Source organism: Bradyrhizobium sp. 155 (assembly GCF_023101105.1).
Classification (GTDB): domain Bacteria; phylum Pseudomonadota; class Alphaproteobacteria; order Rhizobiales; family Xanthobacteraceae; genus Bradyrhizobium; species Bradyrhizobium canariense_D.
This window is the reverse complement of the sequence record NZ_CP064704.1, coordinates 2289593-2312348: the sequence shown is the minus strand read 5'-3', so window position 1 is coordinate 2312348 and position 22756 is coordinate 2289593. Positions and strand designations below refer to the sequence as shown.

Annotated in this window: 21 protein-coding genes and 1 pseudogene; 12 read left to right on the top strand and 10 right to left on the bottom strand. The window is 62.6% G+C overall.

Annotated features, from left to right (window positions below; translation table 11 throughout):
- The first annotated feature begins 5 nt into the window (after positions 1-5).
- Positions 6-491, top strand: a complete 486-nt coding sequence (locus IVA93_RS11200; RefSeq protein ID WP_018456691.1) for a nucleoside deaminase — start codon at positions 6-8, stop codon at positions 489-491.
- Between the two features lie 132 nt (positions 492-623).
- Here IVA93_RS11200 and IVA93_RS11195 read toward each other — a convergent pair whose 3' ends face one another.
- Positions 624-1733, bottom strand: coding sequence for a hypothetical protein (locus IVA93_RS11195; RefSeq protein WP_018456692.1), 1110 nt, complete (start codon positions 1731-1733; stop codon positions 624-626).
- Between the two features lie 573 nt (positions 1734-2306).
- Between IVA93_RS11195 and IVA93_RS11190 the strand changes: the two genes are divergently transcribed.
- The 4 genes from IVA93_RS11190 to IVA93_RS11175 all read left to right on the top strand — a co-directional run bounded on the left by IVA93_RS11190 (position 2307) and on the right by IVA93_RS11175 (position 7012).
- Positions 2307-3878, top strand: a complete 1572-nt coding sequence (locus tag IVA93_RS11190) for an ABC transporter ATP-binding protein (RefSeq protein WP_247789768.1) — start codon at positions 2307-2309, stop codon at positions 3876-3878.
- The gene (locus IVA93_RS11185; RefSeq protein ID WP_018456694.1) at positions 3862-4953 is read left to right on the top strand and encodes an ABC transporter permease; all 1092 of its coding nucleotides are present in this window, start codon (positions 3862-3864) and stop codon (positions 4951-4953) included. Before IVA93_RS11190 ends, IVA93_RS11185 begins: the two co-directional genes overlap by 17 nt.
- Entirely contained in the window at positions 4940-5857 is a 918-nt protein-coding gene (locus IVA93_RS11180) for an ABC transporter permease (RefSeq protein ID WP_018456695.1), read from the top strand. Before IVA93_RS11185 ends, IVA93_RS11180 begins: the two co-directional genes overlap by 14 nt.
- 78 nt (positions 5858-5935) lie before the next feature.
- On the top strand, positions 5936-7012 hold the full coding sequence (locus IVA93_RS11175) for a BMP family ABC transporter substrate-binding protein (protein ID WP_247361318.1): 1077 nt from the start codon (positions 5936-5938) through the stop codon (positions 7010-7012).
- A 112-nt stretch (positions 7013-7124) separates the two neighbouring features.
- Here IVA93_RS11175 and IVA93_RS11170 read toward each other — a convergent pair whose 3' ends face one another.
- Entirely contained in the window at positions 7125-8474 is a 1350-nt protein-coding gene (locus tag IVA93_RS11170; protein ID WP_247361315.1) for an 8-oxoguanine deaminase, read from the bottom strand.
- A gap of 153 nt (positions 8475-8627) precedes the next feature.
- On the opposite strand from IVA93_RS11170, the gene IVA93_RS11165 reads away from it, so the two are divergent.
- Together IVA93_RS11165 and IVA93_RS11160 are read left to right on the top strand one after the other, a co-directional pair.
- Positions 8628-9455 (top strand): FAD binding domain-containing protein, encoded by an 828-nt coding sequence (locus IVA93_RS11165; RefSeq protein WP_247361312.1) that lies wholly within the window; start codon positions 8628-8630, stop codon positions 9453-9455.
- Positions 9452-12178, top strand: coding sequence for a molybdopterin-dependent oxidoreductase (locus tag IVA93_RS11160; RefSeq protein WP_247361308.1), 2727 nt, complete (start codon positions 9452-9454; stop codon positions 12176-12178). Before IVA93_RS11165 ends, IVA93_RS11160 begins: the two co-directional genes overlap by 4 nt.
- Here the strand turns inward: IVA93_RS11160 and uraD are convergent.
- The 4 genes from uraD to IVA93_RS11140 all read right to left on the bottom strand — a co-directional run bounded on the left by uraD (position 12175) and on the right by IVA93_RS11140 (position 14784).
- Positions 12175-13062, bottom strand: coding sequence for a 2-oxo-4-hydroxy-4-carboxy-5-ureidoimidazoline decarboxylase (gene uraD, locus IVA93_RS11155; RefSeq protein ID WP_247297950.1), 888 nt, complete (start codon positions 13060-13062; stop codon positions 12175-12177). The two genes, IVA93_RS11160 and uraD, sit on opposite strands and share 4 nt — an antisense overlap.
- A gap of 5 nt (positions 13063-13067) precedes the next feature.
- On the bottom strand, positions 13068-14003 hold the full coding sequence (puuE, locus tag IVA93_RS11150; RefSeq protein ID WP_247297953.1) for an allantoinase PuuE: 936 nt from the start codon (positions 14001-14003) through the stop codon (positions 13068-13070).
- Entirely contained in the window at positions 14004-14417 is a 414-nt protein-coding gene (locus tag IVA93_RS11145) for a DUF3830 family protein (protein WP_007601448.1), read from the bottom strand.
- Between the two features lie 88 nt (positions 14418-14505).
- Positions 14506-14784, bottom strand: coding sequence for a hypothetical protein (locus tag IVA93_RS11140; RefSeq protein ID WP_018456703.1), 279 nt, complete (start codon positions 14782-14784; stop codon positions 14506-14508).
- 227 nt (positions 14785-15011) lie between these two features.
- Between IVA93_RS11140 and IVA93_RS11135 the strand changes: the two genes are divergently transcribed.
- The 4 genes from IVA93_RS11135 to IVA93_RS11120 all read left to right on the top strand — a co-directional run bounded on the left by IVA93_RS11135 (position 15012) and on the right by IVA93_RS11120 (position 17270).
- The gene (locus IVA93_RS11135; RefSeq protein ID WP_018456704.1) at positions 15012-15230 is read left to right on the top strand and encodes a hypothetical protein; all 219 of its coding nucleotides are present in this window, start codon (positions 15012-15014) and stop codon (positions 15228-15230) included.
- 704 nt (positions 15231-15934) lie between these two features.
- On the top strand, positions 15935-16108 hold the full coding sequence (locus IVA93_RS11130) for a hypothetical protein (protein ID WP_018456705.1): 174 nt from the start codon (positions 15935-15937) through the stop codon (positions 16106-16108).
- A 213-nt stretch (positions 16109-16321) separates the two neighbouring features.
- Positions 16322-16729 (top strand): site-specific integrase, encoded by a 408-nt coding sequence (locus IVA93_RS11125; RefSeq protein ID WP_018456706.1) that lies wholly within the window; start codon positions 16322-16324, stop codon positions 16727-16729.
- On the top strand, positions 16680-17270 hold the full coding sequence (locus tag IVA93_RS11120; protein WP_247361304.1) for a tyrosine-type recombinase/integrase: 591 nt from the start codon (positions 16680-16682) through the stop codon (positions 17268-17270). The genes IVA93_RS11125 and IVA93_RS11120 overlap by 50 nt, the downstream gene beginning before the upstream one ends.
- Positions 17271-17928: 658 nt before the next feature.
- Here the strand turns inward: IVA93_RS11120 and IVA93_RS11115 are convergent.
- Positions 17929-18165, bottom strand: a complete 237-nt coding sequence (locus IVA93_RS11115) for a PilZ domain-containing protein (RefSeq protein ID WP_083926437.1) — start codon at positions 18163-18165, stop codon at positions 17929-17931.
- A gap of 698 nt (positions 18166-18863) precedes the next feature.
- The gene (locus IVA93_RS11110) at positions 18864-19379 is read right to left on the bottom strand and encodes a hypothetical protein (RefSeq protein WP_247541871.1); all 516 of its coding nucleotides are present in this window, start codon (positions 19377-19379) and stop codon (positions 18864-18866) included.
- 634 nt (positions 19380-20013) lie between these two features.
- Between IVA93_RS11110 and IVA93_RS11105 the strand changes: the two are divergent.
- Positions 20014-20227: pseudogene (locus IVA93_RS11105) on the top strand (hypothetical protein).
- A gap of 111 nt (positions 20228-20338) precedes the next feature.
- Here the strand turns inward: IVA93_RS11105 and IVA93_RS11100 are convergent.
- Positions 20339-20548, bottom strand: coding sequence for a hypothetical protein (locus tag IVA93_RS11100; protein WP_018456712.1), 210 nt, complete (start codon positions 20546-20548; stop codon positions 20339-20341).
- Between the two features lie 732 nt (positions 20549-21280).
- Positions 21281-22681, bottom strand: coding sequence for an IS1182 family transposase (locus IVA93_RS11095; RefSeq protein ID WP_247486096.1), 1401 nt, complete (start codon positions 22679-22681; stop codon positions 21281-21283).
- Positions 22682-22756: the final 75 nt, after the last annotated feature.

Sequence of the window (22756 nt, the reverse complement as noted above, 5' to 3'; positions counted from 1 at the left end):
GAGCGATGAGCGGCGGGTCCGAGCGTGACGAGCACTTCCTCCGCCTTTCCTTCGCGGTCGCCCGCCGTTCCTTCACGCACGGCAACCATCCCTTCGGCTGCATCGTGGTCGATGCCGAGGGCAAGGTCCTGATCGAGGCCGAGAACGGCTACATGCCGGATCACGACGGCACCGCGCATGCCGAGCGCCTCGGCGCCACGCAGGCCTGCCGCACGCTTGGCCGCGAGGTGTTGGCGAGAGCCACGCTCTATTCCTCCGCCGAGCCCTGCGCGATGTGCGCCGGCGCGATCTACTGGGCCGGCATCGGCCGTGTCGTCTATGGCCTCAGCGAGCACCGCCTGCGCGGCATCACCGGCGATCATCCGGAGAACCCGACGCTCGACTTGCCCTGTCGCGAAGTCTTTGCCAGCGGCCAGCGGCCGACAGAGGTTGCGGGGCCGCTGCTCGAAAACGAGGCCGAAGCGCTGCACGACGGCGTGTGGACGAAGTAGCAAACACCAATTCAATTTCGTAGAGCGGATTGCGCCTACGGCTCATCCCCTACCTTCCTGCCCACAAACGAAGATGACGCCGCGGAGGTTTGACGCGGCGCCATCGTCGTTCACCTGAAGCGTGTCAGGTGGCTAGAATTTCACAGTGACACCGGAGTAGAGCGAGGACTCGGTGCAGGAGCCTGTGCTCACCCTCGCGCCGCCGGCCAGGGTGGTGCAGGCCACGGCGTTGTTGTGATCGAGGCCGAACTTGTTCTGCCAATACCGGTAGGCGACCCAGACGTCCACGAAGTGCGAGTACTTCTCACCCCACACTGCCTTCGAGGCATCGAGGGTCAGGCGGATCGGCTCGGAGTTGAACTCGACCTTGGTGGGATAGACGCCGTTGGCGACGCTGGCGGGAAGCGGCTCAGTGTCGGTGCCCTTCTTGCCGTACCACGCCGCTCGGCCGCTGATCGAGAAATACTGCATGTTCTGCGGCAGGAAGCCGAGGTCCATATAGTAGTTGGTTTCGATCGCCCAGGTCGGCTTGAACGATGTGTTGCCGTCAGCAATACACGGAGCGGACCAACCGGCGCCGCACTGCGAGAAGGAGTTGTGGTTGGCGAACTCCCAATACACCAGCGGCGCGACGTTGAAGTAGCCCTTGTAGGGAAGATCGAAGGCGAACTGCAGACCGGCAACGACGTCACGCTTGGCGGCGCCGAAATACCGGTTCTCGGTGTTGGCATCCATGCCAACCTCGAACGAGATGTTATGCAACGGGCCCTGCGTGAAGGCCTTGGTGTTGAAGATCTCGTTCCAGCCGAAGGTCGAACGGAAAAGACCGTAGATTTCTGTCGCGCCGGCACAGCTCGTCGGCGTCGCAGCGAAGCCCGCAGCCGGCGACACGACCACGCCTGTGGCGGTGCAGGGGCCTGCCGGATCGTTGTGGTCCGACTTGAACATCGAGATGGTGAAGAAGTTGGTGCCGTAGGTCCAGGCATCGAAGTGGGTGAAGGAGTAGACCTGCTTCGTCGTCTTGGCGTTGATCACGCCGTTGGTGTTGGTGAATGCACCGGGCTGCGAGGCATTGAAGATGTAGGAGAAGGTGACGCGGTCGTCGATCACCAGGAAGAACGGAAGGTCGGCCGCCTTCTTGGCAGCCTTGACCGGCAGATCCGCCGCCTGAGCCAGGCCACCGGTAGCAACTGTAGCAAGTGACAGCGCGCCTGCTGCAATTGCCTTGAAACGAAACGACATCCTGAATACCCTCAAGTTTGGACACGTAAAAATGAACGTCCCTTGGGTGCGACACTTGCGCCGATCTCCCGGAGTGAGAAGCCTCAACTTGTTTCAAGGCATGCCGCTTGTTTGCACAGGGCGCGGCGTTTCACCGGCCGATTTGGAAGGCCAACCTCACCGCCACGCCGTCGGCCGAGAGCGACCCATTGCCGGATATCCCCATTTGATTTCGTTCGCCTTTTCATGTCGACCGGACAAGGCAAACAAGATGGGTGGAAGCTACTGTCGCGGTGTTCGCAAATGCATACGCGTGCTGGCGCGTCTCTGCTTAACTTCACGCCAAGCCTGCATAGCGGGTTCCGATTTGGCTTGAGCCGTCACAAATTTGCAACAGGCGTCACACGCAACCCGGGACTGCAAAGGCTGCTCGGAAGGTGTCTGAGGACGATCGCCGCCGGCGAGAGCCGAGACTCGCCGACACCTCCTGCCTGCCGAAGCGTTGAGCAAGGGATGACGCTTTTTCACACCTTACGCGGCGGTTCAAACTAGCCCAGTATTGAGGCACTTCACCCCATGCAAGCGCATCAGCGAATGTTGGATCCCACGGCTAAGAGCCTGCATTCCGGCGAGTCCCCGCTCCTCAGGACGGTCGGGCTCACCAAGCGCTATGGCGATTTCCTCGCCAACGATGCCATCGACATCGATATCTGGCCAACGGAAATCCACGCGCTGCTGGGCGAGAACGGCGCCGGCAAGTCGACGCTGGTCAAGGCGATCTACGGGCTGATCCAGCCCAGCGCTGGCCAGATTTTCTGGCAGGGCCAGCCGATCGTGCTGTCCGGTCCCTCGGAAGCGCGCAGCCTCGGCATCGGCATGGTGTTCCAGCACTTCTCGTTGTTCGACAATCTCACCGTCGCCGAGAACGTCGCGCTCGGCCTCGACGGGAAAGAATCCTTCAAGGACATGTCGGCGCGGCTTGAGCAGGTGTCGAACACTTATGGATTGCCGCTCGATCCCAAACGCGAGGTCTGGCAATTGTCGGTCGGCGAACGCCAGCGCATTGAGATCGTTCGCGCGCTGATGCAGGATCCGCATTTCCTGATCCTTGACGAGCCCACCGCGGTGCTGACGCCACAGGAAGCCGACCAGCTCTTCGTCGTGCTGGAGCGACTCAAGGCCGAAGGTCGCGCCATCCTTTATATCAGCCACAAGCTCGAAGAGGTGAAGCGCTTGTGCGACACGGCAACGATCCTGCGCGGCGGCAAGAAGGTGGAGACCTGCAATCCCAGGCTTGAGACCGCCGCTTCGCTGGCGCGCATGATGGTCGGCGGTGAGATCAAGGAGGTGAAGGCGGCCGCCGGCCGGCAGACCACGGTGCCGCGTCTCGTCGTCAACGACCTCTCGCTCGCCCCCGGCGAAGCGCATGGCGTGCGGCTCGAGCACATCTCGTTCGAGCTGAAAGGCGGCGAGATCCTCGGCATCGCCGGGGTCGCCGGCAACGGCCAGGACGAACTTTTCGCCGCGCTGTCCGGCGAACGCCTGTCGGAGGATCCCGGCACGATCGTCATCGAAGGCCTTGCTGCCGGCCATCTCTCGATCACGCAGCGCCGCAAGCTCGGCGCGGCATTCGTTCCCGAGGAGCGGCTCGGCCACGGCACCGCGCCGCGCATGAAGCTTTCCGAGAATGCGCTTCTCACCGGGCACGCCGCCAGCGGCATGGTCCATCACGGCTTCATCGATACTGCCGCCACCCTGAAGACGGTCGACCGCGCAACCGAGACCTTCGACGTCCGCAAGGCCAAGCGCGATCCGGAAGCAGCATCCCTCTCCGGCGGCAATCTGCAGAAATTCATCGTGGGACGCGAGATCCTGCGCAATCCCGCGGTGCTGGTGGTGAGCCAGCCGACCTGGGGCGTCGACGCTGGCGCTGCCGCCGTCATCCGACAGGCGCTGCTTGATCTCGCAACCGCAGGCGCCGCCGTGCTCGTCACCAGCCAGGACCTCGACGAGCTGGCGGAAATCGCAGACCGCATCGCCGTGATGTTCCATGGCCATCTGTCCGCACCGCTCGCCACCAGCGAGGCGACGCGCGAAAAACTAGGCCTGTTGATGGGCGGCAGCACGCTGGAGCCGAAGGAGGCCGCGCATGCAGTTGGTGCTTGAGAAGCGCGCCGAACGCTCCAACACGATCGCGCTGATCTCGCCGCTGATCGCGATCGGCCTCACGATCGTGACCATGGTCATCCTGTTCGCGATCCTTGGCAAGAATCCGCTGCTCGCGCTGCACGCCTATTTCGTCGCGCCTTTGACCGACAGCTATTCGCTCCAGGAAATCGCGGTGAAGGCGACTCCGCTGGTGATGATCGCGATCGGACTATCGCTCTGCTATCTCGCCAATGCCTGGAACATCGGCGCCGAAGGCCAGTTCCTGATTGGTGCCGTCGCCGGAAGCTGGATTGCGGTGAAGACGCAGGGCACCGACGCCGGCGTCTGGGTGCTGCCGGTCATGCTCGTGCTCGCCGCCGCCGCAGGCGCGCTCTACGCACTGATCCCGGCAATCTGCAAGGTGAAGTTCGGCGCCAGCGAAATCCTGACCAGCCTGATGCTGGTGTATGTCGCCGATCTCTTCCTCGACTATCTCGTGCGCGGCCCCTGGCGCGATCCACACGGTTTCAATTTCCCGACCACCGCCGAGTTCGATCCGGTCGCGACGGTGCCGCTGCTGATCGAAGGCGGCCGGCTGCATCTGGGCGCGATCATCGCCCTGCTCGTCGTCGCGGCAGCCGCAATCCTGCTGGGACGCACCATCAAGGGCTTCGAGATCCGTGTGGTGGGCGCCGCGCCACGCGCCGCGCGGTTCGGCGGCTTCAATTCCAACCAATTGATCATCCTGACCTTCGCCGTCTCCGGCGCGCTGGCGGGCCTCGCCGGCATCATCGAGGTTGCAGGTCCGGTCGGACATCTCCAGCCCGGCATCTCGCCGGGTTACGGTTTTACGGCGATCATCGTCGCCTTTCTCGGCCGGTTGAACCCCCTTGGAATATTAATTGCAGGCCTTTTTCTCGCGTTGACCTTTATCGGCGGCGAGCAGGCGCAGATCGCGATGAAGATCCCGTTGGACGTGACAAAGGTTTTTCAGGGCATCCTGCTGTTCTACGTGCTCGCCTGCGATTCCCTCATCCTCTACCGCTTCAAGCTGGTTTTCCCGAACCGACAGGTGGCTCGTGGAACTCATTGAAGCCATCATCCTCGCGGTGCTCGCCGCCTCGACGCCGCTCCTGATCGCGGCGACCGGCGAACTCGTAACCGAACGCTCCGGCGTGCTCAATCTCGGCGTCGAGGGCATGATGATCGTCGGCGCCGCATGTGGCTTTGCAGGTGCATGGCTGACCGGCTCGATCTTTATCGGCGCGCTGTTCGGCATCGTCGCAGGCACATTGATGTCGCTCGTCTTCGCACTGATGGCGCTCGGGCTTGCGGTCAACCAGGTTGCGACAGGGCTGGCGCTGACCATCCTGGGTGTCGGACTCTCCGGCCTGATCGGCGCTGGCTTCGTCGGCGAGCGCATCACGCCGGCGCTGCATCTCAACATTCCCGGTCTCACGGATATTCCGCTGGTTGGCCGCGTGTTGTTCGGCGAGGACGCCTTCGTCTATTTCTCGCTGGCGCTGGTCATCGGCGTCTGGTGGTTCCTGTACCGTACGCGGCCGGGATTGATCCTGCGCGCCTGCGGCGACAACCATGTCTCCGCGCATGCGCTCGGCTATCCCGTGCTGCGCATCCGCACCTTAGCGGTGATGTTCGGCGGCGCCTGCGCCGGGCTTGCCGGCGCTTATCTGCCGCTCGCCTATACGCCGTTCTTCATTCCGGGCATGACCGCGGGCCGCGGCTGGATCGCGCTGGCGCTGGTGGTGTTCTCGTCCTGGCGGCCGGGCCGCCTCGTGGTCGGCGCGTATCTGTTCGGCGCGGTGACGATCCTGCAGCTGCACGCGCAGGGCTGGGGCGTCGGCATTCCCTCGCAGTTGATGTCGGCGCTGCCTTATCTTTCGACTGTCATCGTCTTGGTCCTGCTCTCCCGCGCGCGCACGGGTGGATCGACCGCACCGGCTGCGCTTGGCACCGTGTTCGTGCCTGACCGCTAGCGTTTCATCTCCGCACCGTGCGCGATGGGGCGCGCACGTTGCGGATCATGGCTTTCCCCTGATGTTTGGAGATTGATGATGAGGAAATCACTTCTTGCGCTGGCCGCCGGGCTCTTGCTTGCCGGGAGCGTCGGTGCAGCCTCCGCCGCCGACAAGCTGAAAGTCGGGTTTATCTACCTCGGCCCGGTCGGTGACCTCGGCTGGACCTATCAGCATGAGCTGGCACGCCAGGCGCTGGTGAAGGAGCTCGGCGACAAGATCGAGACCACTTTCCTCGAAAACGTGCCTGAAGGCCCCGACGCCGAGCGCTCCATCGAGCAGCTCGTCCGCGCCGGCAACAAGCTGATCTTCACCACCTCGTTCGGCTACATGGATCCGACGCTGAAGGTTGCGAAGAAATATCCGAACGTGCATTTCGAGCACGCGACCGGATACAAGCGCAACCCGAACATGTCGACTTATTCGGCCAAATGGTACCAGGGCCGCTACATCCAGGGCCTGATCGCGGCCAAGATGTCGAAGTCCGGCGTGCTCGGCTATATCGGCTCGTTCCCGATTCCCGAGGTCGTCTCCGGCATCAACGCGACGATCCTCGCCGCGCAGACCATCAATCCGAACATCAAGGTCAAAATCATCTGGGCCAACACCTGGTTCGACCCGGGCAAGGAGGCCGACGCCGCCAAGGCGCTGATCGACCAGGGCGCCGACATCATCATGCAACACACGGATTCGCCGGCGGCAATGCAGATCGCCAGCGAACGCGGCAAGCTCGCCTTCGGCCAGGATTCCGAGATGATCAAGTTCGGGCCGAAGACCCAGCTGACCTCGATCCTCGATACCTGGGGTCCCTACTACATTGCCCGCGTCAAGGCCGAGCTCGACGGAACCTGGAAATCCGACGACACATGGGGCGGCCTCGACAGCCACATGTTCGTGATGGCGCCCTACACCAATATGCCTGACGACGTGAAGAAGATCGCCGAGGATGCCCAGGCCGCGATCACCGCGGGCAAGCTGCATCCGTTCAAGTGCCCGGTCCTTGGGCAGGACGGCAAGCCGATCGAGTGCAAGGGCGGCGCCAATCTCGACGACGGCCAGATCCTCGGCATGAATTTCTACGTCAAAGGCATCGACGACAAGCTGCCGGGCAAGTAGCACGCTTCTTGCCTCGCCTAAATCACCTGCTCCTCCCGGAGGAGGTTCGGAGGGGGTGGCCAGAAGCACCCGGCACTTGTGGTCGCCCCCTCTTTCTATCTTCGCCTAGGTACTATCCCGCCTGCATGGCTCGCGCCGCCGAACTGTGGCGGTGGATGAGGTCTGCCACATCAAGACCGGGGATCGCGCCATCGATCACGGCCCATTTTCCCGCCACCATCACCCTGTCGGCCCGATGCGCGCCGCACAGCACCAGTGCGGCCAAGGGATCGCCATGGCCGGAGAAGCGCAGCTCGTCGAGCCTGAACAGCGCGAGATCTGCCGCCTTCCCGACGGCGATCTCGCCGAGTTCCGGCCGGCCGACGCAGGCCGCCGAGCCCTTGGTGGCCCAGCGCAGCGCATCCTTGTGACTGACCTTCGTCACCCCGTAGCGCGCCCGTTGCAGCAGGAACGCGGCCCGCACCTCCTGCATCAGGTTCGATCCGTCGTTCGAGGCCGAGCCATCGACGCCGATGCCGATGCCGACACCAGCCTCCTCCATCTCGCAGACGGGACAGCAGCCGGAGGCCAGGAGTTGGTTGCTGCAGGCGCAATGACTGATCGTCGTCTTCGCCCTGCCGAGCCGCTTCATCTCTTCTGCATTGAAGAAGATGCCATGGGCGAGCCACGTCCGCGCATTGAGCCAGCCGCATTGTTCGAGATAGTCGAGCGGACGGCAGCCATACATCTCCTGGCAGAATCTGTTCTCGTCCTCGGTCTCGGCAAGATGGGTATGCAGGCGCACGTCGAGCTTGTCGGCCAGATCGGCGGTGGCGCGCATCAGGGACGTCGACACCGAGAAGGGCGAGCAAGGGGCGAGCGCGATCTGCACCATCGCATCCGCGCCGCGCTGGTGGTGCTTGGCGACGACGCGCGCGCTGTCCGCGAGGATGGTGTCCTCATCCTGCACGACGCTATCGGGCGGCAGACCGCCGTCGCGCTGCGACAGGTTCATCGAGCCGCGCGTGAGCAGCACGCGCACGCCGAGCCGCCTGGCCACCGCCACCTCGATATCGACGGCGTCTTCGAGCCCTGACGGAAATACGTAGTGATGATCCGTCGTAGTGGTGCAGCCCGACAGCAGCAGTTCGGCCATCGCCACCGTGACAGCGAGCTCGAGCGCATCAGGCGTCAGCTTCGCCCACACCGGATAGAGCGCCTGGAGCCAGGGAAACAGCTCGCGGTCCATCGCCGCGGGCAGTGCCCGCGTCAGCGTCTGGTAAAAATGGTGATGGGTGTTGATGAGGCCGGGCAGCACGACGTGGTCGCCAGCATCGAACACCGCGACGTCAGCGGTTGCGGGCGCACCGCCGGCCGGCACCAGCTCGACAATTCGGCCGTCCCGCACCACGACGCCGCGCTCGGCGCCATCGGCGAGGATAGCCAGGGGATCCCTGATCCAGATCGGCTTTGCGTCGCTCATGAATCTGCTCCTCCTCACATCCGCTCCCGACAGGCCTGCAAGGCAGGGGCCGGCCTGATTGCGCTTTTGCTGCGACTTGTTGTTGCGACTTGGCGCTCGTCTTGCAAGACTTTCTCCCGGCTCGATTCACTCGTTGGAAGCGTTGGCGTCGCCATGGACTTGAATACCATCACAGCGGTCGCCCATCCGCAAACGCGCGCGCAGCTGCCCGTTTGGACGCCAGGTGATGCTTGGCTCGCGGGCGGCACCTGGCTGTTCTCGGAGCCGCAAATTCACCTGACTCGGCTCATCGATCTCACCGACCTCAAATGGCCGGCGCTAACGGTCACGGAGAGCCATTTCAGCATCGCGGCCACCTGCACCGTTGCGCAGCTCGATGGATTCACCTGCCCACCCGACTGGTTCGCGGCACCGCTGATCAACCAGTGCTGCCGCGCCTTCCTTGCTTCGTTCAAGATATGGAAGACGGCGACGGTCGGCGGCAATCTCTGCATGTCGCTGCCGGCGGGACCGATGATCTCGCTCACCGCGGCGCTGGAGGGCGTCTGCACCATCTGGAAGGTCGGCGGCGGCGAACAGATGATGCCCGTCATCGACTTCGTCACCGGCAACCAGCGTAACCTTCTGGCGCCGGGGGATCTGCTCCGGCAGATCGATATTCCGATCGCCGCGCTGAAGCGTCGTACGGCCTTTCGCCAGATCTCGCTGGCGCCGGTCGGCCGCTCGGCGGCGCTCCTGATCGGCAGCCTGGATGCTGATGGCACGCTGACGCTCACGGTCACCGCGTCGACGGTGCGGCCGATCCGGTTGTCCTTTCGCGAGGCCCCTGACACGAAAGCGCTTCGCGACGCCATCGCGCAGAAGATCACGGACGATCTGTACCACACCGACATCCATGGCAAGCCGCTCTGGCGCAAGCACATGACACTGCGGCTTGCCGAAGAGATCCGCGACGAACTCATCGGAGCACAGTCGTCATGAGCTTCGAGGTCAATGGCACGACGTTTCCGCAGGAGCCACGCGCCGGCCAGTGCCTGCGCACGTTCCTGCGCGAGCTCGGCCATTTCGGCGTGAAGAAGGGCTGCGACGCCGGCGATTGCGGCGCCTGCACCGTGCTGCTGGACGGCGAACCGGTGCATAGCTGCCTGATCCCGGCCTTCCGCGCCGAAGGTCGTGCGGTCACCACGATCGAAGGTCTGGGCGGAGACGGCGGCGCGCACCCGATGCAGCAGGCTTTCCTCGATGCGCAGGGCTTTCAATGCGGCTTCTGCACCGCCGGCATGATCCTGACCTGCGCCTCGCTGAACCAGGCGCAGCGCACCGATCTCGGCGTCGCGCTGAAGGGCAATATCTGCCGCTGCACCGGCTATCGCGCGATCGAGGACGCGTTGCTCGGCAAGACCAACATCGAGGAGAGCGTCGAGGCCGGCGCCGCATTCGGCCGCAGCCTGCCGGCGCCAGCTGGCCCCGATGTCGTGCGCGGCAAGGCGCGCTACACGTTCGACACGCAGATTGACGGCCTGCTGCATATCAAGCTGCTCCGTTCGCCCCACGCCCACGCGAGAATCGTCGCGATCGACAAGTCGGACGCGCTGGGCGTTCCCGGCGTGCAGGCGGTGCTGACGCATGAGGATGCGCCCACGATCCTGCTCTCGACCGCGCGGCATGAGAAGGACTGGATGGATCCCGAGGACACTCGTGTTCTCGACGAAATCGTCCGCTTCATCGGCCAGAAGGTTGCCGCCGTCGTCGCAGACAGCGAAGCCGCCGCCGAGGACGCTTGCCGCCGGTTGAAGGTCGACTACGAGGTCCTCCCCGCGCTGATCGACCCTGAAATAGCAATGGCGCCCGGCGCACCCATCATTCATCCCGACTGCACCACCGCGAACCGCGTCGCCGACGCCCAGCGCAACCTCGCCGCGGAGACGCATGGCGAATTCGGCGACGTGGCGGCTGCGCTCGCGACATCTGCCGTCACCTTCGAGGGCACCTTCCATAGTCACCGTGTGCAGCATGCCGCTTTGGAAACCCACGGCGGCCTCGCCTGGCTCGACGCTTCCGGCGTGCTCAATGTCCGCACCTCGACGCAGGTGCCGTTCCTGACCAGGCGCGCGCTGTCTGATATCTTCGAGCTTCCCATGGACAAGGTCCGCGTCTTCTGCGAGCGAGTCGGCGGCGGCTTTGGCGGCAAGCAGGAGATGTTCGTCGAGGACATTCTGGCGCTCGCCGCGCTCAAGACCGGACGGCCGGTGAAGCTGGAGCTCACCCGGGAGGAGCAGTTCATCGCAACCTCGACGCGGCACCCGATGCGGGTCCACGTCAAGGCCGGTGCCGACGCGGACGGCAAGCTCACCGCGCTCCAGCTCGACGTGCTCTCCAACACCGGCGCCTACGGCAATCATGCCGGCCCGGTGATGTTCCACTCGCTGGCGGAATCCATCAGCGTCTACAATTGCCGGAACAAGCGGGTCGACGGCCACGCGGTCTACACCAATACAGTGCCGGCAGGCGCGTTTCGCGGTTATGGCTTGCCGCAAACACTGATCGCGGTCGAGGCCGCGATCGACGAACTGGCCAAGCAGCTTGGCATCAGCCCTTACGAGATGCGGCGCCGCAACGTCGTCAAGCCCGGCGATCCCATGGTGTCCCCACCGCCGTCGGAATTTCACGACGTGTTCTACGGCTCCTACGGGCTCGACCAGTGCCTCGACCTCGTCGAGCGCGCGATGCAGGCCGATGGCCCGCAGCCGGACCTGTCGCCGGAGTGGCTGATCGGCGACGGCGTCGCGCTGACCATGATCGACACGGTGCCCCCGGCGGGCCATCTCGCGGATGCGATGGTCACCCTCAACGACGACGCCAGCTTCGACCTCACCGTCGGCACCGCCGAATTCGGCAACGGCACCAGCACCGTGCACCGGCAGATCGCGGCGACCACGCTTGCGACCACCGTCGACCGGATCCGCCTGCGCCAGTCCGACACCGCCCATGGCGGCCACGACACCGGCGCCTATGGCAGCGCCGGCATGTTCGTCGCCGGGAAGGCGACGCATGCGGCAGCCGTGCAGCTCGCAACCGAGCTGAAGGCGGCCGCCGCCGGCGCATGGCTCTGCGACGTCGGCAGCTGCACGCTCGAGAGCGAGGCCGTCGTCAGTGGCGTACGGCGCATGTCCTTTGTCGAGCTGGCAAAGCTCGCGCGCGAGCGCGGACAGCCGTTGGCAGGCGCCGGCAATTCCGGCGGGACGCCGCGTTCGGTCGGCTTCAACGTGCAGGGCTTTCGCGTCGCCGTGAACAAGGGCACCGGCGAGCTCCGGATTCTCAGGAGCGTGCATGCGGCGGACGCCGGCGTCGTCGCCAATCCCATGCAATGCCGCGGCCAGGTCGAAGGCGGTGTCGCGCAGGCGCTCGGTGCCGCGCTCTACGAGGAGATGGTGATCGACGCGGACGGCCGCGTCGCCAACCCCAAATTTCGCGACTATCACCTGCCCTCTTTCGCCGATGTCCCCCGCACCGAGGTCTTCTTCGCCGAGACCTCCGACACGATCGGCCCGCTGGGGGCGAAGTCGATGAGCGAGAGTCCGTACAATCCGGTCGCCGCCGCGCTCGGCAACGCGATCGCGGACGCCACCGGCATCCGCTTCACGGCGCCGCCCTTCAAGCCGGACCGGCTGTTTCCGGCGCTGCACGACAAGTTCGGCAATTAACTGCCGCGATAGGTCGAATAGCTCCAGGGCGTGACGAGCAGCGGCACGTGATAGTGGCTTTCCGGCTCGCTGATCGCAAAGCGTAGCGGGATCTCGTCGAGGAACGGCGGGTCGGTGAGCTGCACGTTGCGCTGGGCGTAATATTTGGCGACGCTAAACCGGAGCTCGTAGCGGCCGATCGGCAGCGGCCGGCCCCCGATCAGCGGCTGGTCGGTGCGGCCGTCCGCATTGGTCACCGCGCGCGCTATCACGCGGCTCTCGCCGAGATTCGCGAGCTCGACCAGCTCGACCGGAATGCCCGGCGCGGGTTTGCCGGCGTGGTTGTCCAGCACATGGGTCGAGAGCCGGCCGTGGACCTTGAGCTTGTCATCGGCTTCGACGAGTTGATCAAGCCGCAACGCCGAGATACGGCCGATCTCCTCGATCGCACGTCGCGTCTCGGTCTTGGCGATATTGCGCAATCGCGTCTCGAAATCGCGCAGCACGGAATCCCTGGTGTGACGGCGCACGCAGACGATATAGGGGATGTCGAACTTGTCGCGATAGGCATTGTTGACGCGCTCGAACGCCGCGTATTCGGCCTCCGACAGCCGGTCGAGGCCGGCGCTGTTCTGCTCGTCGGTCGATTCCGCGGTGAGCCCCGCCGCGCGCTGGGTCTTGTTGGCGAGGTCCGGATGCGCCCGGATCAACGCCAATTGCACCTCGGGTTCGGCACTCTGGATCGCCGCCATCAGCGCGGCGTGCAACTGGTTGATGCCGGCGAACGGTCGCTTCGCGGCCAGTTGACCGGCGATCCACGGCGAATATTCAACGACGTTGGCGAGCGCGGCAACGAAATCGGCTTCATCGGCGGCATTGAGATCAGACAGCGATATCTGCGACATCGTCCTCACCCGATCTCGAATGCGTCGGCCGCAAGGTGCGCGAGCTTGTCGTGCCAATGCTGGGCGATCTGCAATCGCGTCGGCACCCAGACGCGCTCGTGCTTGCCGATGTAGTCGAGGAAGCGGATCAGCCCCGCCGCGCGGCCGGGGCGACCGGCGAGACGACAGTGCAGGCCGACCGACATCATCTTCGGCGCGCTCTCGCCTTCGGCATAGAGCACGTCGAAGGCATCCTTCAGATAGGTGAAGAACTGCTCGCCTTCGGCAAAGCCTTGCGGATTGATGAAGCGCATGTCGTTGGCGTCGAGCGTATAGGGAATGACGAGCTGCTTACCGCTGGCGCCCTTGACCCAATAGGGCAGATCGTCGGCGTAGGAATCGCAGAGATAGAGGAAGCCGCCCTCCTCCATCAACAGACGGTTGGTGTTGATCGAGGAGCGTCCGGTGTACCAGCCGAGCGGCCGCGAGCCGGTCGCCGCAGTGTGGACGCGGATCGCTTCCGCGATCTCCGCGCGCTCCTGCGCCTCGGTCATGTCCTTGTGCTCGATCCACTTCAGGCTGTGGCTGGCGATGTCCCAGCCCGCTTCCTTCATGGCAGCTACGATTTCCGGATTGCGCTTCAGCGCTGTGGCGACGCCGAACACGGTAGTCGGCCACTTTCGCTCGCTGAACATCCGCCAGAGCCGCCAGAAGCCGGCGCGCGAGCCATACTCGAACATCGATTCGATGTTGGCGTGGCGCTGGCCGGGCCAAGGCTGTGCGCCGAGCACGTCGGACAGAAACGCTTCCGAGGCCGGGTCGCCATGCAGGATGTTGTTTTCGCCGCCCTCCTCGAAATTGACGACGAACTGCACCGCGACCCTCGCGTTGCCGGGCCATTGCGGGTGCGGCGGGTTGCGGCCGTAACCGCGGAGATCGCGCGGGTAGCGGGCACCAGTCACTCAGACTTCCTCGAAGCGGATCGGCAGCGCGCCCTTCCACAACACGCTCTTGCCGAGCGTCGCCAGATTCTCCAGGCCAGAGGTCAGCGTGATGAAATGGTTGCCGGCGAGTTGGCCCATCTTGCTCGCGAAGTGCACGCCGCCATAGGCCATCAGGATCTCGGTCTCGCTGATGCCGCCGGGATAGAGGATGATCTGGCCGGGCGCGGGATAACTGGTATGGTTCTCGTAACCGACACCGAAGTCCAAGTCGCCGAGCGGCATCCACACCCCCTCGCCGCTCCAGCGCACGTGGATGATGTGGCTTTCGAACGGCAGCGCCTTGCGGAACGCGGCGACAGTCTTGGGCGCCGCTTGCTCCTCGAAACGGGCATCGAAGGTGAAGTCGCCGGCGCGGATAACGAGTTTGGTCATCTCATCTCTCTGGATCGGGGCGGTGGCCCCACGGGGAATTTTCAGGCAAAGAGCACTCCGTCGGGCTTCGCGCAAGGGGCGCGGCCCGTTACCTGCGGTCGTAGGACCAGCCGAAAACGCCACTCCGCCGCGTCTCGGGCTCCGGCTCGGCGGCGGGCTGCGGCGCCTCCCTCAGTTCCGCCTGCGGCGACGGAGGCGGCACCGGCAAATTCTCGCATTTCATGGAGTAGACCAGCTTGCCGTCCGCGGTCCGCCCGATCGGCGCGCAGGGGTCCGGATGCGCCGCCGATGTTTTTGGGGTTAGCTTGACCTGCGCCACGGCCGGCGAGGCGATCAGCAGAAGGACCAGCAGATATTTCGACATCATTGTCGCCTGAAAACCAGATTTGGCCCATTGAACCGGATTGGAGCAGGCAAGTCCACCGGTGCCACCGGTCGCGATTGCCGAATATTTAGCCGAGGCTAGAAAATTGGCTCGCCCCAATGTGATGTCGCGAGCGGTGATATCGGCCGGGCGCGTCGCCATGTCAGCCGCGACGGCGACACACAAAACACACATCTCACAGCCGGGCGTCGTCACGGGAGAAAGAAACAATGCAAAAGACTTTCATCATTCTCGGCGCGACGCTGATTGCCGCCGCCACCATCCAGACTGCCGCGGCGAACGACCGCCGTCATGTCCGCAAGGCGCAACCCCATCCCATCACCCAGTCGGTGCGCGACTCCAACGCCGCGCTCTGGTCGTCGCAGCCGACCGGGCCCGACTGGTCGCGCTATTCCAACGGCGCGATGTCTGCACCAGCGGGACGGTGATCCGGGAAGCCTAGTGCGACAGAGCGAAACTGCCTCCACGTCGTCATTGCGAGGAGCCCTTGCGACGAAGCAATCCAGACATTTTCCACGGATGCATTTCTGGATTGCTTCGCTGCGCTCGTAATGACGGAGCAAAGGGCAGCATCGCCATCCTCCAATTCAGGTTCAACTTGCAGACATGCCTTCGCGTCCTCGCGGCTGCCGAGCTTTGCTTGGTCATTCCACCCTCTTGTCCAAGAGGGCGCAGGGAAGACCGGGTGCCGGCTGGCACCCGCGGTCCGCTGCGCGAAAAGCACACGCAGGAAACCGCACAGCAGCATACAGGTGTAGCCAATCACTCGGCCTTCCCTGCGCGATGGTTGGACGGCTTATGCCATGCTCTCCCGGGAGCCGAGTTCCTGCTGGCCTCCCTCACCCTGCGAAAGTCACCGACACCGCGCCGGTTGACGCAGATGCCGCATTCGCCAGGGCTTGACCGTAGCAACGACGGCCAGGACCACACGTCTATATTTTGGCATTCGGTGAAACACGCCGAAACTAACAAAAGTCTTTAAAACACGTGCTTTTCGACTACCCTGATGCAGGCTGTTTCAGCGGGCTTCACCAAATTAAGGGCCCGGCCCTAAGCCTTTCAGCGTCCGCACGACAAGCTGAAAGCCTCAAAGCCGAGCCCTTTGGTCCCAAGCCTTAGGAGCCGAAACCACATGGATAGTAGCATCGCCCCCTCCTCCGCCGGCAAGCGCGGCCGCAATAGCAGCGTCATCCTGACCGACCGCCTATGCGAGAAGCGGGTCGCCAAGCGGACCAAGCTCTACGACCGCAAGTGCCCTGGTCTCTATGTCAGCATCACCACGGCAGGCGTCGCGACCTTCTCGTAAAAGTTCACCGACCGGCAGACTGGAAAGCAGCGCACCGGCTGGCTCTGCGTCTACAATCCCGAGACCTTCACCGTCGAGGACGCCCGCAGCAGGGTCTACGGCCTCAAGGGACTGGGTACCGAAGCTATCACCGAGACCTTCCGCGACCAGAAGGCGACGAAAGCGCGACGTGGCAACACGGTCGCCGAGATCATCGAGGAGCGAATCGAGTGGATGAAGACGCCGGTCCGTAAGCCCGACGGCGAGATGCGGCCCCGGCTGGAGGCTTGGGAAAACACGGCGAGCCATCTGCGCCGCTTCCTCGGTGCGCGGCTTGGTAAAACACTCGCGGGTGACGTCACCAAGCATGACATCGCGACGCTGTCGAACGACATCGTCGCGGGGAAGTTCGGCAAGCCCTCCGTCAGCAACGCACGTCATATGCGCAAGGCCGCCTCGGGACTCTTCAACTGGGCGGCTGAAGCGGGGCGAGATTATGTGACCGCCAGCCCCTGCATCAACCTGCCGAAACTCGATCCGGAACACCCGCGCACCCGAGTCCTATCGGAGGAGGAGATCAGGGTCTTCTGGCATGGTCTTGATCGCGAGCTCCCACGAGCTGCTCGGTGCACGCCGGGATGAGCTATTCGACCTCGACGGCGACAACCCACGTTTCGACGTGCCCCTCAAGCGGGTGAAGAAGCGGCGGGTGATCCAGCAGCCGCTGTCCGATGTAGCGGTTGAAATCATTAAGGAGGCGCTGGCGTCCGCAGACCAGCAGTTTGTGTTCGAGAGCCCCATGTACAAGGGCCAGCCGATCCACCGCAAGGCGATGGCCGACGCCCTGCGCGGCACCAAGCATGAGATAAACAAAGACAAGACCAAAACCGCCGGCCTCTGTGAGCTGTTGGGCCTCAAGCCGTTCACGCCTCACGATCTGAGGAGGACGGCGGCAACATTGGCCGGCGATCTCGGCTTTGACGATGCTGCGATCGCCAAATGCCTTGACCACGCCGTGACAAAGAAGGGCGACACCGTCGTGCCGACCGTCACGGGCAAGGTCTACAACCACAGTAAGCGGATGAAAGAAAAGCGTGCGGTGCTGGACGGCGTCGCGGCCGAGCTGCTGCGGATCATCGGCGAGCCTGTCGCAAGGTCCAGAAGTCTGGAGGGCCACGGCTAGCCGCCTGACTGCGCCAAGCCGTCTCGGGCCAGGCCCTGCCCTCCGCAGGGCTTCGCAGACGGCAAAAATATAAGTTAGATCAATGCCATGACGCGGCTGTGTCCTCCGTTGTGTCCTGATCCGATATCCAAAAAATATTTTGCATCCATACGCCTCAACTCACGATCCGGTACACCTTCGCGTGCTTCAGGGTCGGTCCCGGTTCACGGACTAGTCCTCGCTGAACAGGTCGCGAACGCGAGCGTTCCGTTGGTGGAACACCCGTAGTTGTACGGCTCACAGGCGGACCCGGCTGGCCGACGCCGGATCATCGGACGACGCGATACACCTTCGCCCGCTTCCGTCTCGGCCGGTCAATACAGTTTCCGCTTCAGCTTTCTGTTCAGCTCCCGCAGATCGTCGGCATAGGCCGCGATAATTGCCCGTGCCTCGTCCATCCGCGACGCCTTGCGCTTCGGTTTGGGCGGCGGCTTGGGCTTGGGTGCCGGTTCGTCTGCCGGGTCATGATAGCTGCAACGTCGCGCCGCGATGGCCGGGACTATTGATGTGGATCAAAAAACGAACGGCAGTTCCCGCGAGCCGCCGCGCGCTCACGGCACAGCCACTCAGGCCACTACGCCCGGCACAGACCGCGCGGCGCTAACAACGACACTGAAGATCAGGAAAACGCCACTCCGATTCGTCGGTCGGAGCGCCACACCGCGCGGCAGGGTTGCTGCAACTGTGCACTGGGGATGACCAATGTGAACTCGTGCGGAATGCCAGATGCGCTAGGCACGTCCACTTGGGCGCCCATGTGGGACAGATTTCGGACGACGCAACTGAAGGCGCCTCCGGGAAACTCGATCATTGCGCCTTTGAATACGCGCTGACGGCGTGCGGTTCGCTTTTCCATGGCGCTCAATTCTACGCACCATTTCTGAGAGATCGATGAAATCTGTCGCGGAAACTCAGATCAGAATTTGCTGACGAGGTAGATGTATTGTTTACCGTCAGATCGGCCCCGAGATTGTGCACACACCGTCGCCCGCTGATGCGGCAAGCGCGGCCGTGTCGGGCGCTAAACCCAAAGGCCCACAAAACGCAAAGACCCCAACGCCTCCAGAGCGCTGGGGTCAAAGCTTGCCAGAAAGGTCGTCCGGGGTGTGCGAAGCCGAACCCGTGCAGCCTAGATTGCGGCGCCTAATTTATTATTAATGACCTGCTAAGGTCGGTCTCAGAACAATGCACGAAAGCAATTGGAAAATTGAACTCGCGTTAAACGGGTCTCAGTACATTACCCCTCTTTTCAATTGAGTGGTGTTTCTAAGTGCATAAGTTGTCCCATTTCCGAAATCCGCTTCCAAACAAGCGGTCGAGACCGCTCACCATGCTCGCCGCGCGATCCTTCTGCTCGATCTCTGCCTGCAGCACACCCCGTGCGCTGATCGAGAACTGCCCTCCGGGCGACAATAAACACAAACTAGAGCATCAGCTTCAAGAGGCGCGAATGCTACTCGATATGCTGCGAGCTTCGGCGGAGACGATGTTTCCAAACATAGACCTGCATCAGGATTGACATGCTCCGCCTCCGCGCAATCCGCCCTGACGATTTCATGGTGTTTGGAGACGGCCAGCTGATCGGGGGATCCGGCTTGCCCATGAGCGCCCGCCCGCCGTTTGGCTTTGGAACGTCACACCGGCCATTCCCAGCGCGCCGTTCGGCGAGGCGACGACATTGGAGGTAGCGAAGCAGCGCTTCAGCGCAGAATGGGAAGCGTTCAAAGCCAAATGCGGCCCGGAGAAGCTGGCGAAGGCATTTGCTGAGATGAATTGGGCGAACCGGCCGGACCGATATCGGTGGTGATCATGCTCAACCTTCGAAATCCCGAAAAAAGAATTGTAGAACCGCCCCCCAAAAAGAGATCGGCAGCCGGTGCTACTGGGCTTTTTAAAGCCCAGTAGAGCCCCACACGTCGCGTTGAACTCGGCCATCACCACGCGCAATTCAGCGAGCACAACAGGATCGTCAATATCGATGTGCTCGATCCGCTCCGGCAACAACGCACCGACGCGGTTGGCGCGCTCCATCACCGTGAAAAATGCGGCGCGCTCGTCTTCAGTTGTCATGGCGGACGGTGTCTTTGTCGTCATCTGGCAGCCACGCCCGCTCGGTGATCTCCGGCGTCTTCCCGCCTCATGGGGCCAGTCAACCGCTATGCCGGCAACCACGCGCCGATGCCGGGCGTGCTTCTGGATCAACCGGCGATCGGCGGGACCCAAGCTGAGAGCAGGATGACGCCGGATGCGTGGTGGGGCATGTCAATACGCAAGCACAACTTACTTTAATGAAGTCGCTTGTCAGGAGGACGGACCCCGCTGCTCACAAGCGTCAGCTCTTGCTCTAACTGCTCGTTGAGGAGCATGAGCGCTCGAAGCGCACTGCGCAGATCACCGTCGCAAGCGGTCACGATCTCATCGACCGCCAATTCGTACTGATCAAGAGCAGAGTTGGTGCGTTGGCGTGGCATACGAACAACATACAAACAAAACCTAAGTTCATCGTGCCGCCGCTGGTGATTTCCCCGCAATTCACAGTCCGCCGGGGCGGCACCTCAGTTTGCCCCCGCTTGGAAGGCACCGAGCAAAAAACTCGCGGGCGTTGCATATTTACAACCTACACCGCCATGCGAGATATTAAGCTTCTTCATCGAGCCGACCAAAATATATTTCATGCGTAGTTCGACATGATCGCGGGGGCGAAATGTATGATGTCTATCGCAGCAGCAAGCGCGACTTGCTCGTTCTGAGTACAGGCTCTGCCGTACCCCTGCTTTACTCTGCACACAAGTGGCGCAAGAGCAGAGCAAGAGTTCTCAAGGTCAGCGACGAAATCAAAGCGGCCGTTCAGGCACAAGGGTATTACTACGTCCGGAAAACTGCGCATTACTAAGGAGGGAATGATTGACGTCGAGTAGGTCGCGAGCCGGTGTTTTCCATGTGCAACTTTCACCCAGCAAACAAGCGGCCATCGGCCGCGCTCTTGCGCGTCTTCAATCGCAGATTTGAACACGAACGGCTTCGGGAGGTTAGCTCGTCGCCGCATCCAACCGCGCCAGCCCAGCCTCGATCACGATGATATCGTCTTCGATCTGCTGGACCGTTGCTTGATAATCAAAACCTGTGCGCGCCTTTAGGTCTACGGCCAGCTTCCGGCGCTGCATGCGCAAATCGTCGAGAGCCCCCCGGTCATTCAAGCTAACGTAACCGTCTACAATGAGTTCAATCGCGTTTGGCATGCCCGAGCGCAGTCCTATGTTTACCCTGCTAAACCCTTCAGAACGGCATTTCTCCGCAAAGCGTCTCCAGCAATCGTCAAATGAGACCCTATGGTCAGACCGAGCCGACCTAGCGTCAGGAGAGCAAGTGCGTGGCAAAGTTCGATGGAAAGACCGGCTCCCAATATCGCGATGGCACGCTGTTCGTCCCGATTGAGATCAGCCCATGAAGTGCCTTCCATCAGGCGTCTCCCTCGCAAAGAACTATCTAAAATCCAACGCGTGACGAATTTGCCGCAGCATAGCCATGGCCGCGTCGGTGTACCGACCGTTGGTTAGGTATTGATCCACTTGCGCCGTACTAATCAGCGCCACAACTGCCACAGTGAAGCCCTTAAACATTGGGTCCCTCCCTGCAAGAGACCGCCAATCGGGCGTGTCGAAAATTAGAGTGTTCTCAGAATGCGCTGCCGCATTTATGCGACCTATACGTAAATGGTGACAGTGACCGGTAACCGTTTCCTTAGCGAGCGCGATGTCTGGATGCGTGCGCCGTGGGGCGCTGCAACGGCGGTTGCCAGATTACGCGCTGAACATCGCATGCATGAACCGGATGCGGACATGCGCGGTCACGTCCGATGTCGGACGGATTGTGTTGCAAAACTCGTTTCTGACTTGGGGGCGAGCTTGGCTTTGGAGTTTCGGCGGTTTTTTTGGTAAGGGGTGTCGGCGGTTTCCGTTTTGCGGCGGATTTCAGCACGCGACTGCCAGTTGTGGCGGGGGACGGCAGATTAGCTTGGCCAGCCGCCTCAGGTTCTGCGCGGTGGCTGTGAGCAGCACTTCGTCCCTGACGCCATTCAGGCCCCGCAGCCGAAGCCGGTCGAGCCTGAGAATGCGTTTCATATGAGCAAAACGCATCTCGACCTTTTTGCGCTCGCGGTGCGATTGCTCGAAGGCTTCCGTATTGGCCAGCGCACGGACATGATCGCGCACATCTTCGTTGACGTCACGGGTAATTTTGCGCACGACCGCCGTCGTGCATTTGGGCTTCAAGGCGCAGCCAGAGCAATCGCTCTTGCTGGCCCTGTAGTAAACGATGTGACCTTGATCGATGTTGCCGGTGCTGGTCAGTTCCGCGCCACCCGGGCAAACATAGACATTGCGCTTTTTGTCGAAGACGAAGTCCGCTCGGCTAAAGGTGCCATCGGGGCGTGCCGACTTGTCCCACACCGGAACGTGCGGCGTGATCTTGCGATCCACTAGCCATTTGAGCAATCTGACCGCGCCGTAAGCCGTGTCGCCTGCCAATCTCTTGGGGCGCAGATCGAAGCGACGCTCAACACGGTCCACCATGATCTGGGTGACAGCAATCTCAACCGCACGGTTCGCGCGCGTGCCTACCGCATCGAGGATGATCCCGGCCTTGTTGTCGATGAGATAGTTCGCATCATAAGCAAAGAATGGATCCACGCCCGGCCTCGTAACCCATGTTGCTTGCGGATCGGTGAGCGAGACTTCCTTGGGAGGCTTGCGGCGACGGCTGCCTTCACTTGAACCGCCGCCGTCTTCATCGCCGTCCTTATCGCTATTGGCGGCATCAAGCGCTGCGATGTACTCGCGCACCGCATGGGATGCTTCCTCCGCCTTTGGCCAGGTAATAGGCTGGTCGCCGGGAAGTCGCCTAGTCTTGTTCACATCGGCCTTGATCAGGCTCGCATCGACTGAGAACGCTTCGCCTCCGACCAGCCCCGCCGAAATACACAGCGCCACTACACGTTCAAAAACCCGGCGTAAGGCATCGCTCTCACGGAAGCGTTCGCGCCGCGCCCGGCAAAACACCGAGTGATCAGGGATATGATCCTCGATGCCGAGCTTGCAAAACCATCTATAAGCCAGATTGACCTGGACCTCGGCGCAGAACCGACGCTCGGAACGAAGTGCAAATACGTAGCCCAAGACCAGCATCCGGATCGTGAGCACCGGATCAATCGAAGGACGGCCAGTGTGGGAGTAGAATGGAGCGAGCTCGTTGTGCACCCAACTCAGGTCCAGAAAACCGTCGATTTGCCGTACCAGGTGATCAACCGGCACCACCTTGTCGAGATCAAAGGAGTAAAAGAACTGGCCCTGACCGCTCTCCTGCCGACCTAACATCCGCTGCTCCCGCAAATGCCGCCTCAAACCAACGGAATCACGGTTCGCGAGTCGTCTCAACCGGAGTTTGGCAAC

Bases quoted from the DNA above. Each gene is read 5' to 3' on its own strand.
- IVA93_RS11125 (WP_018456706.1), top strand. From the start codon at position 16,322: ATGAAGACGCCGGTCCGTAAGCCCGACGGCGAGATGCGGCCCCGGCTG.
- IVA93_RS11165 (WP_247361312.1), top strand. From the start codon at position 8,628: ATGGACTTGAATACCATCACAGCGGTCGCCCATCCGCAAACGCGCGCG.
- uraD (WP_247297950.1), bottom strand. From the start codon at position 13,062: ATGTCGCAGATATCGCTGTCTGATCTCAATGCCGCCGATGAAGCCGAT.
- IVA93_RS11185 (WP_018456694.1), top strand. From the start codon at position 3,862: ATGCAGTTGGTGCTTGAGAAGCGCGCCGAACGCTCCAACACGATCGCG.
- IVA93_RS11200 (WP_018456691.1), top strand. From the start codon at position 6: ATGAGCGGCGGGTCCGAGCGTGACGAGCACTTCCTCCGCCTTTCCTTC.
- IVA93_RS11130 (WP_018456705.1), top strand. From the start codon at position 15,935: ATGGATAGTAGCATCGCCCCCTCCTCCGCCGGCAAGCGCGGCCGCAAT.
- IVA93_RS11195 (WP_018456692.1), bottom strand. From the start codon at position 1,733: ATGTCGTTTCGTTTCAAGGCAATTGCAGCAGGCGCGCTGTCACTTGCT.
- IVA93_RS11100 (WP_018456712.1), bottom strand. From the start codon at position 20,548: ATGCCAAACGCGATTGAACTCATTGTAGACGGTTACGTTAGCTTGAAT.
- IVA93_RS11190 (WP_247789768.1), top strand. From the start codon at position 2,307: ATGTTGGATCCCACGGCTAAGAGCCTGCATTCCGGCGAGTCCCCGCTC.
- IVA93_RS11135 (WP_018456704.1), top strand. From the start codon at position 15,012: ATGCAAAAGACTTTCATCATTCTCGGCGCGACGCTGATTGCCGCCGCC.
- IVA93_RS11145 (WP_007601448.1), bottom strand. From the start codon at position 14,417: ATGACCAAACTCGTTATCCGCGCCGGCGACTTCACCTTCGATGCCCGT.
- IVA93_RS11160 (WP_247361308.1), top strand. From the start codon at position 9,452: ATGAGCTTCGAGGTCAATGGCACGACGTTTCCGCAGGAGCCACGCGCC.
- IVA93_RS11115 (WP_083926437.1), bottom strand. From the start codon at position 18,165: ATGGAAAAGCGAACCGCACGCCGTCAGCGCGTATTCAAAGGCGCAATG.
- IVA93_RS11110 (WP_247541871.1), bottom strand. From the start codon at position 19,379: ATGACAACTGAAGACGAGCGCGCCGCATTTTTCACGGTGATGGAGCGC.
- IVA93_RS11120 (WP_247361304.1), top strand. From the start codon at position 16,680: ATGGTCTTGATCGCGAGCTCCCACGAGCTGCTCGGTGCACGCCGGGAT.
- IVA93_RS11170 (WP_247361315.1), bottom strand. From the start codon at position 8,474: ATGAGCGACGCAAAGCCGATCTGGATCAGGGATCCCCTGGCTATCCTC.
- IVA93_RS11095 (WP_247486096.1), bottom strand. From the start codon at position 22,681: ATGTTAGGTCGGCAGGAGAGCGGTCAGGGCCAGTTCTTTTACTCCTTT.
- IVA93_RS11140 (WP_018456703.1), bottom strand. From the start codon at position 14,784: ATGATGTCGAAATATCTGCTGGTCCTTCTGCTGATCGCCTCGCCGGCC.
- IVA93_RS11175 (WP_247361318.1), top strand. From the start codon at position 5,936: ATGAGGAAATCACTTCTTGCGCTGGCCGCCGGGCTCTTGCTTGCCGGG.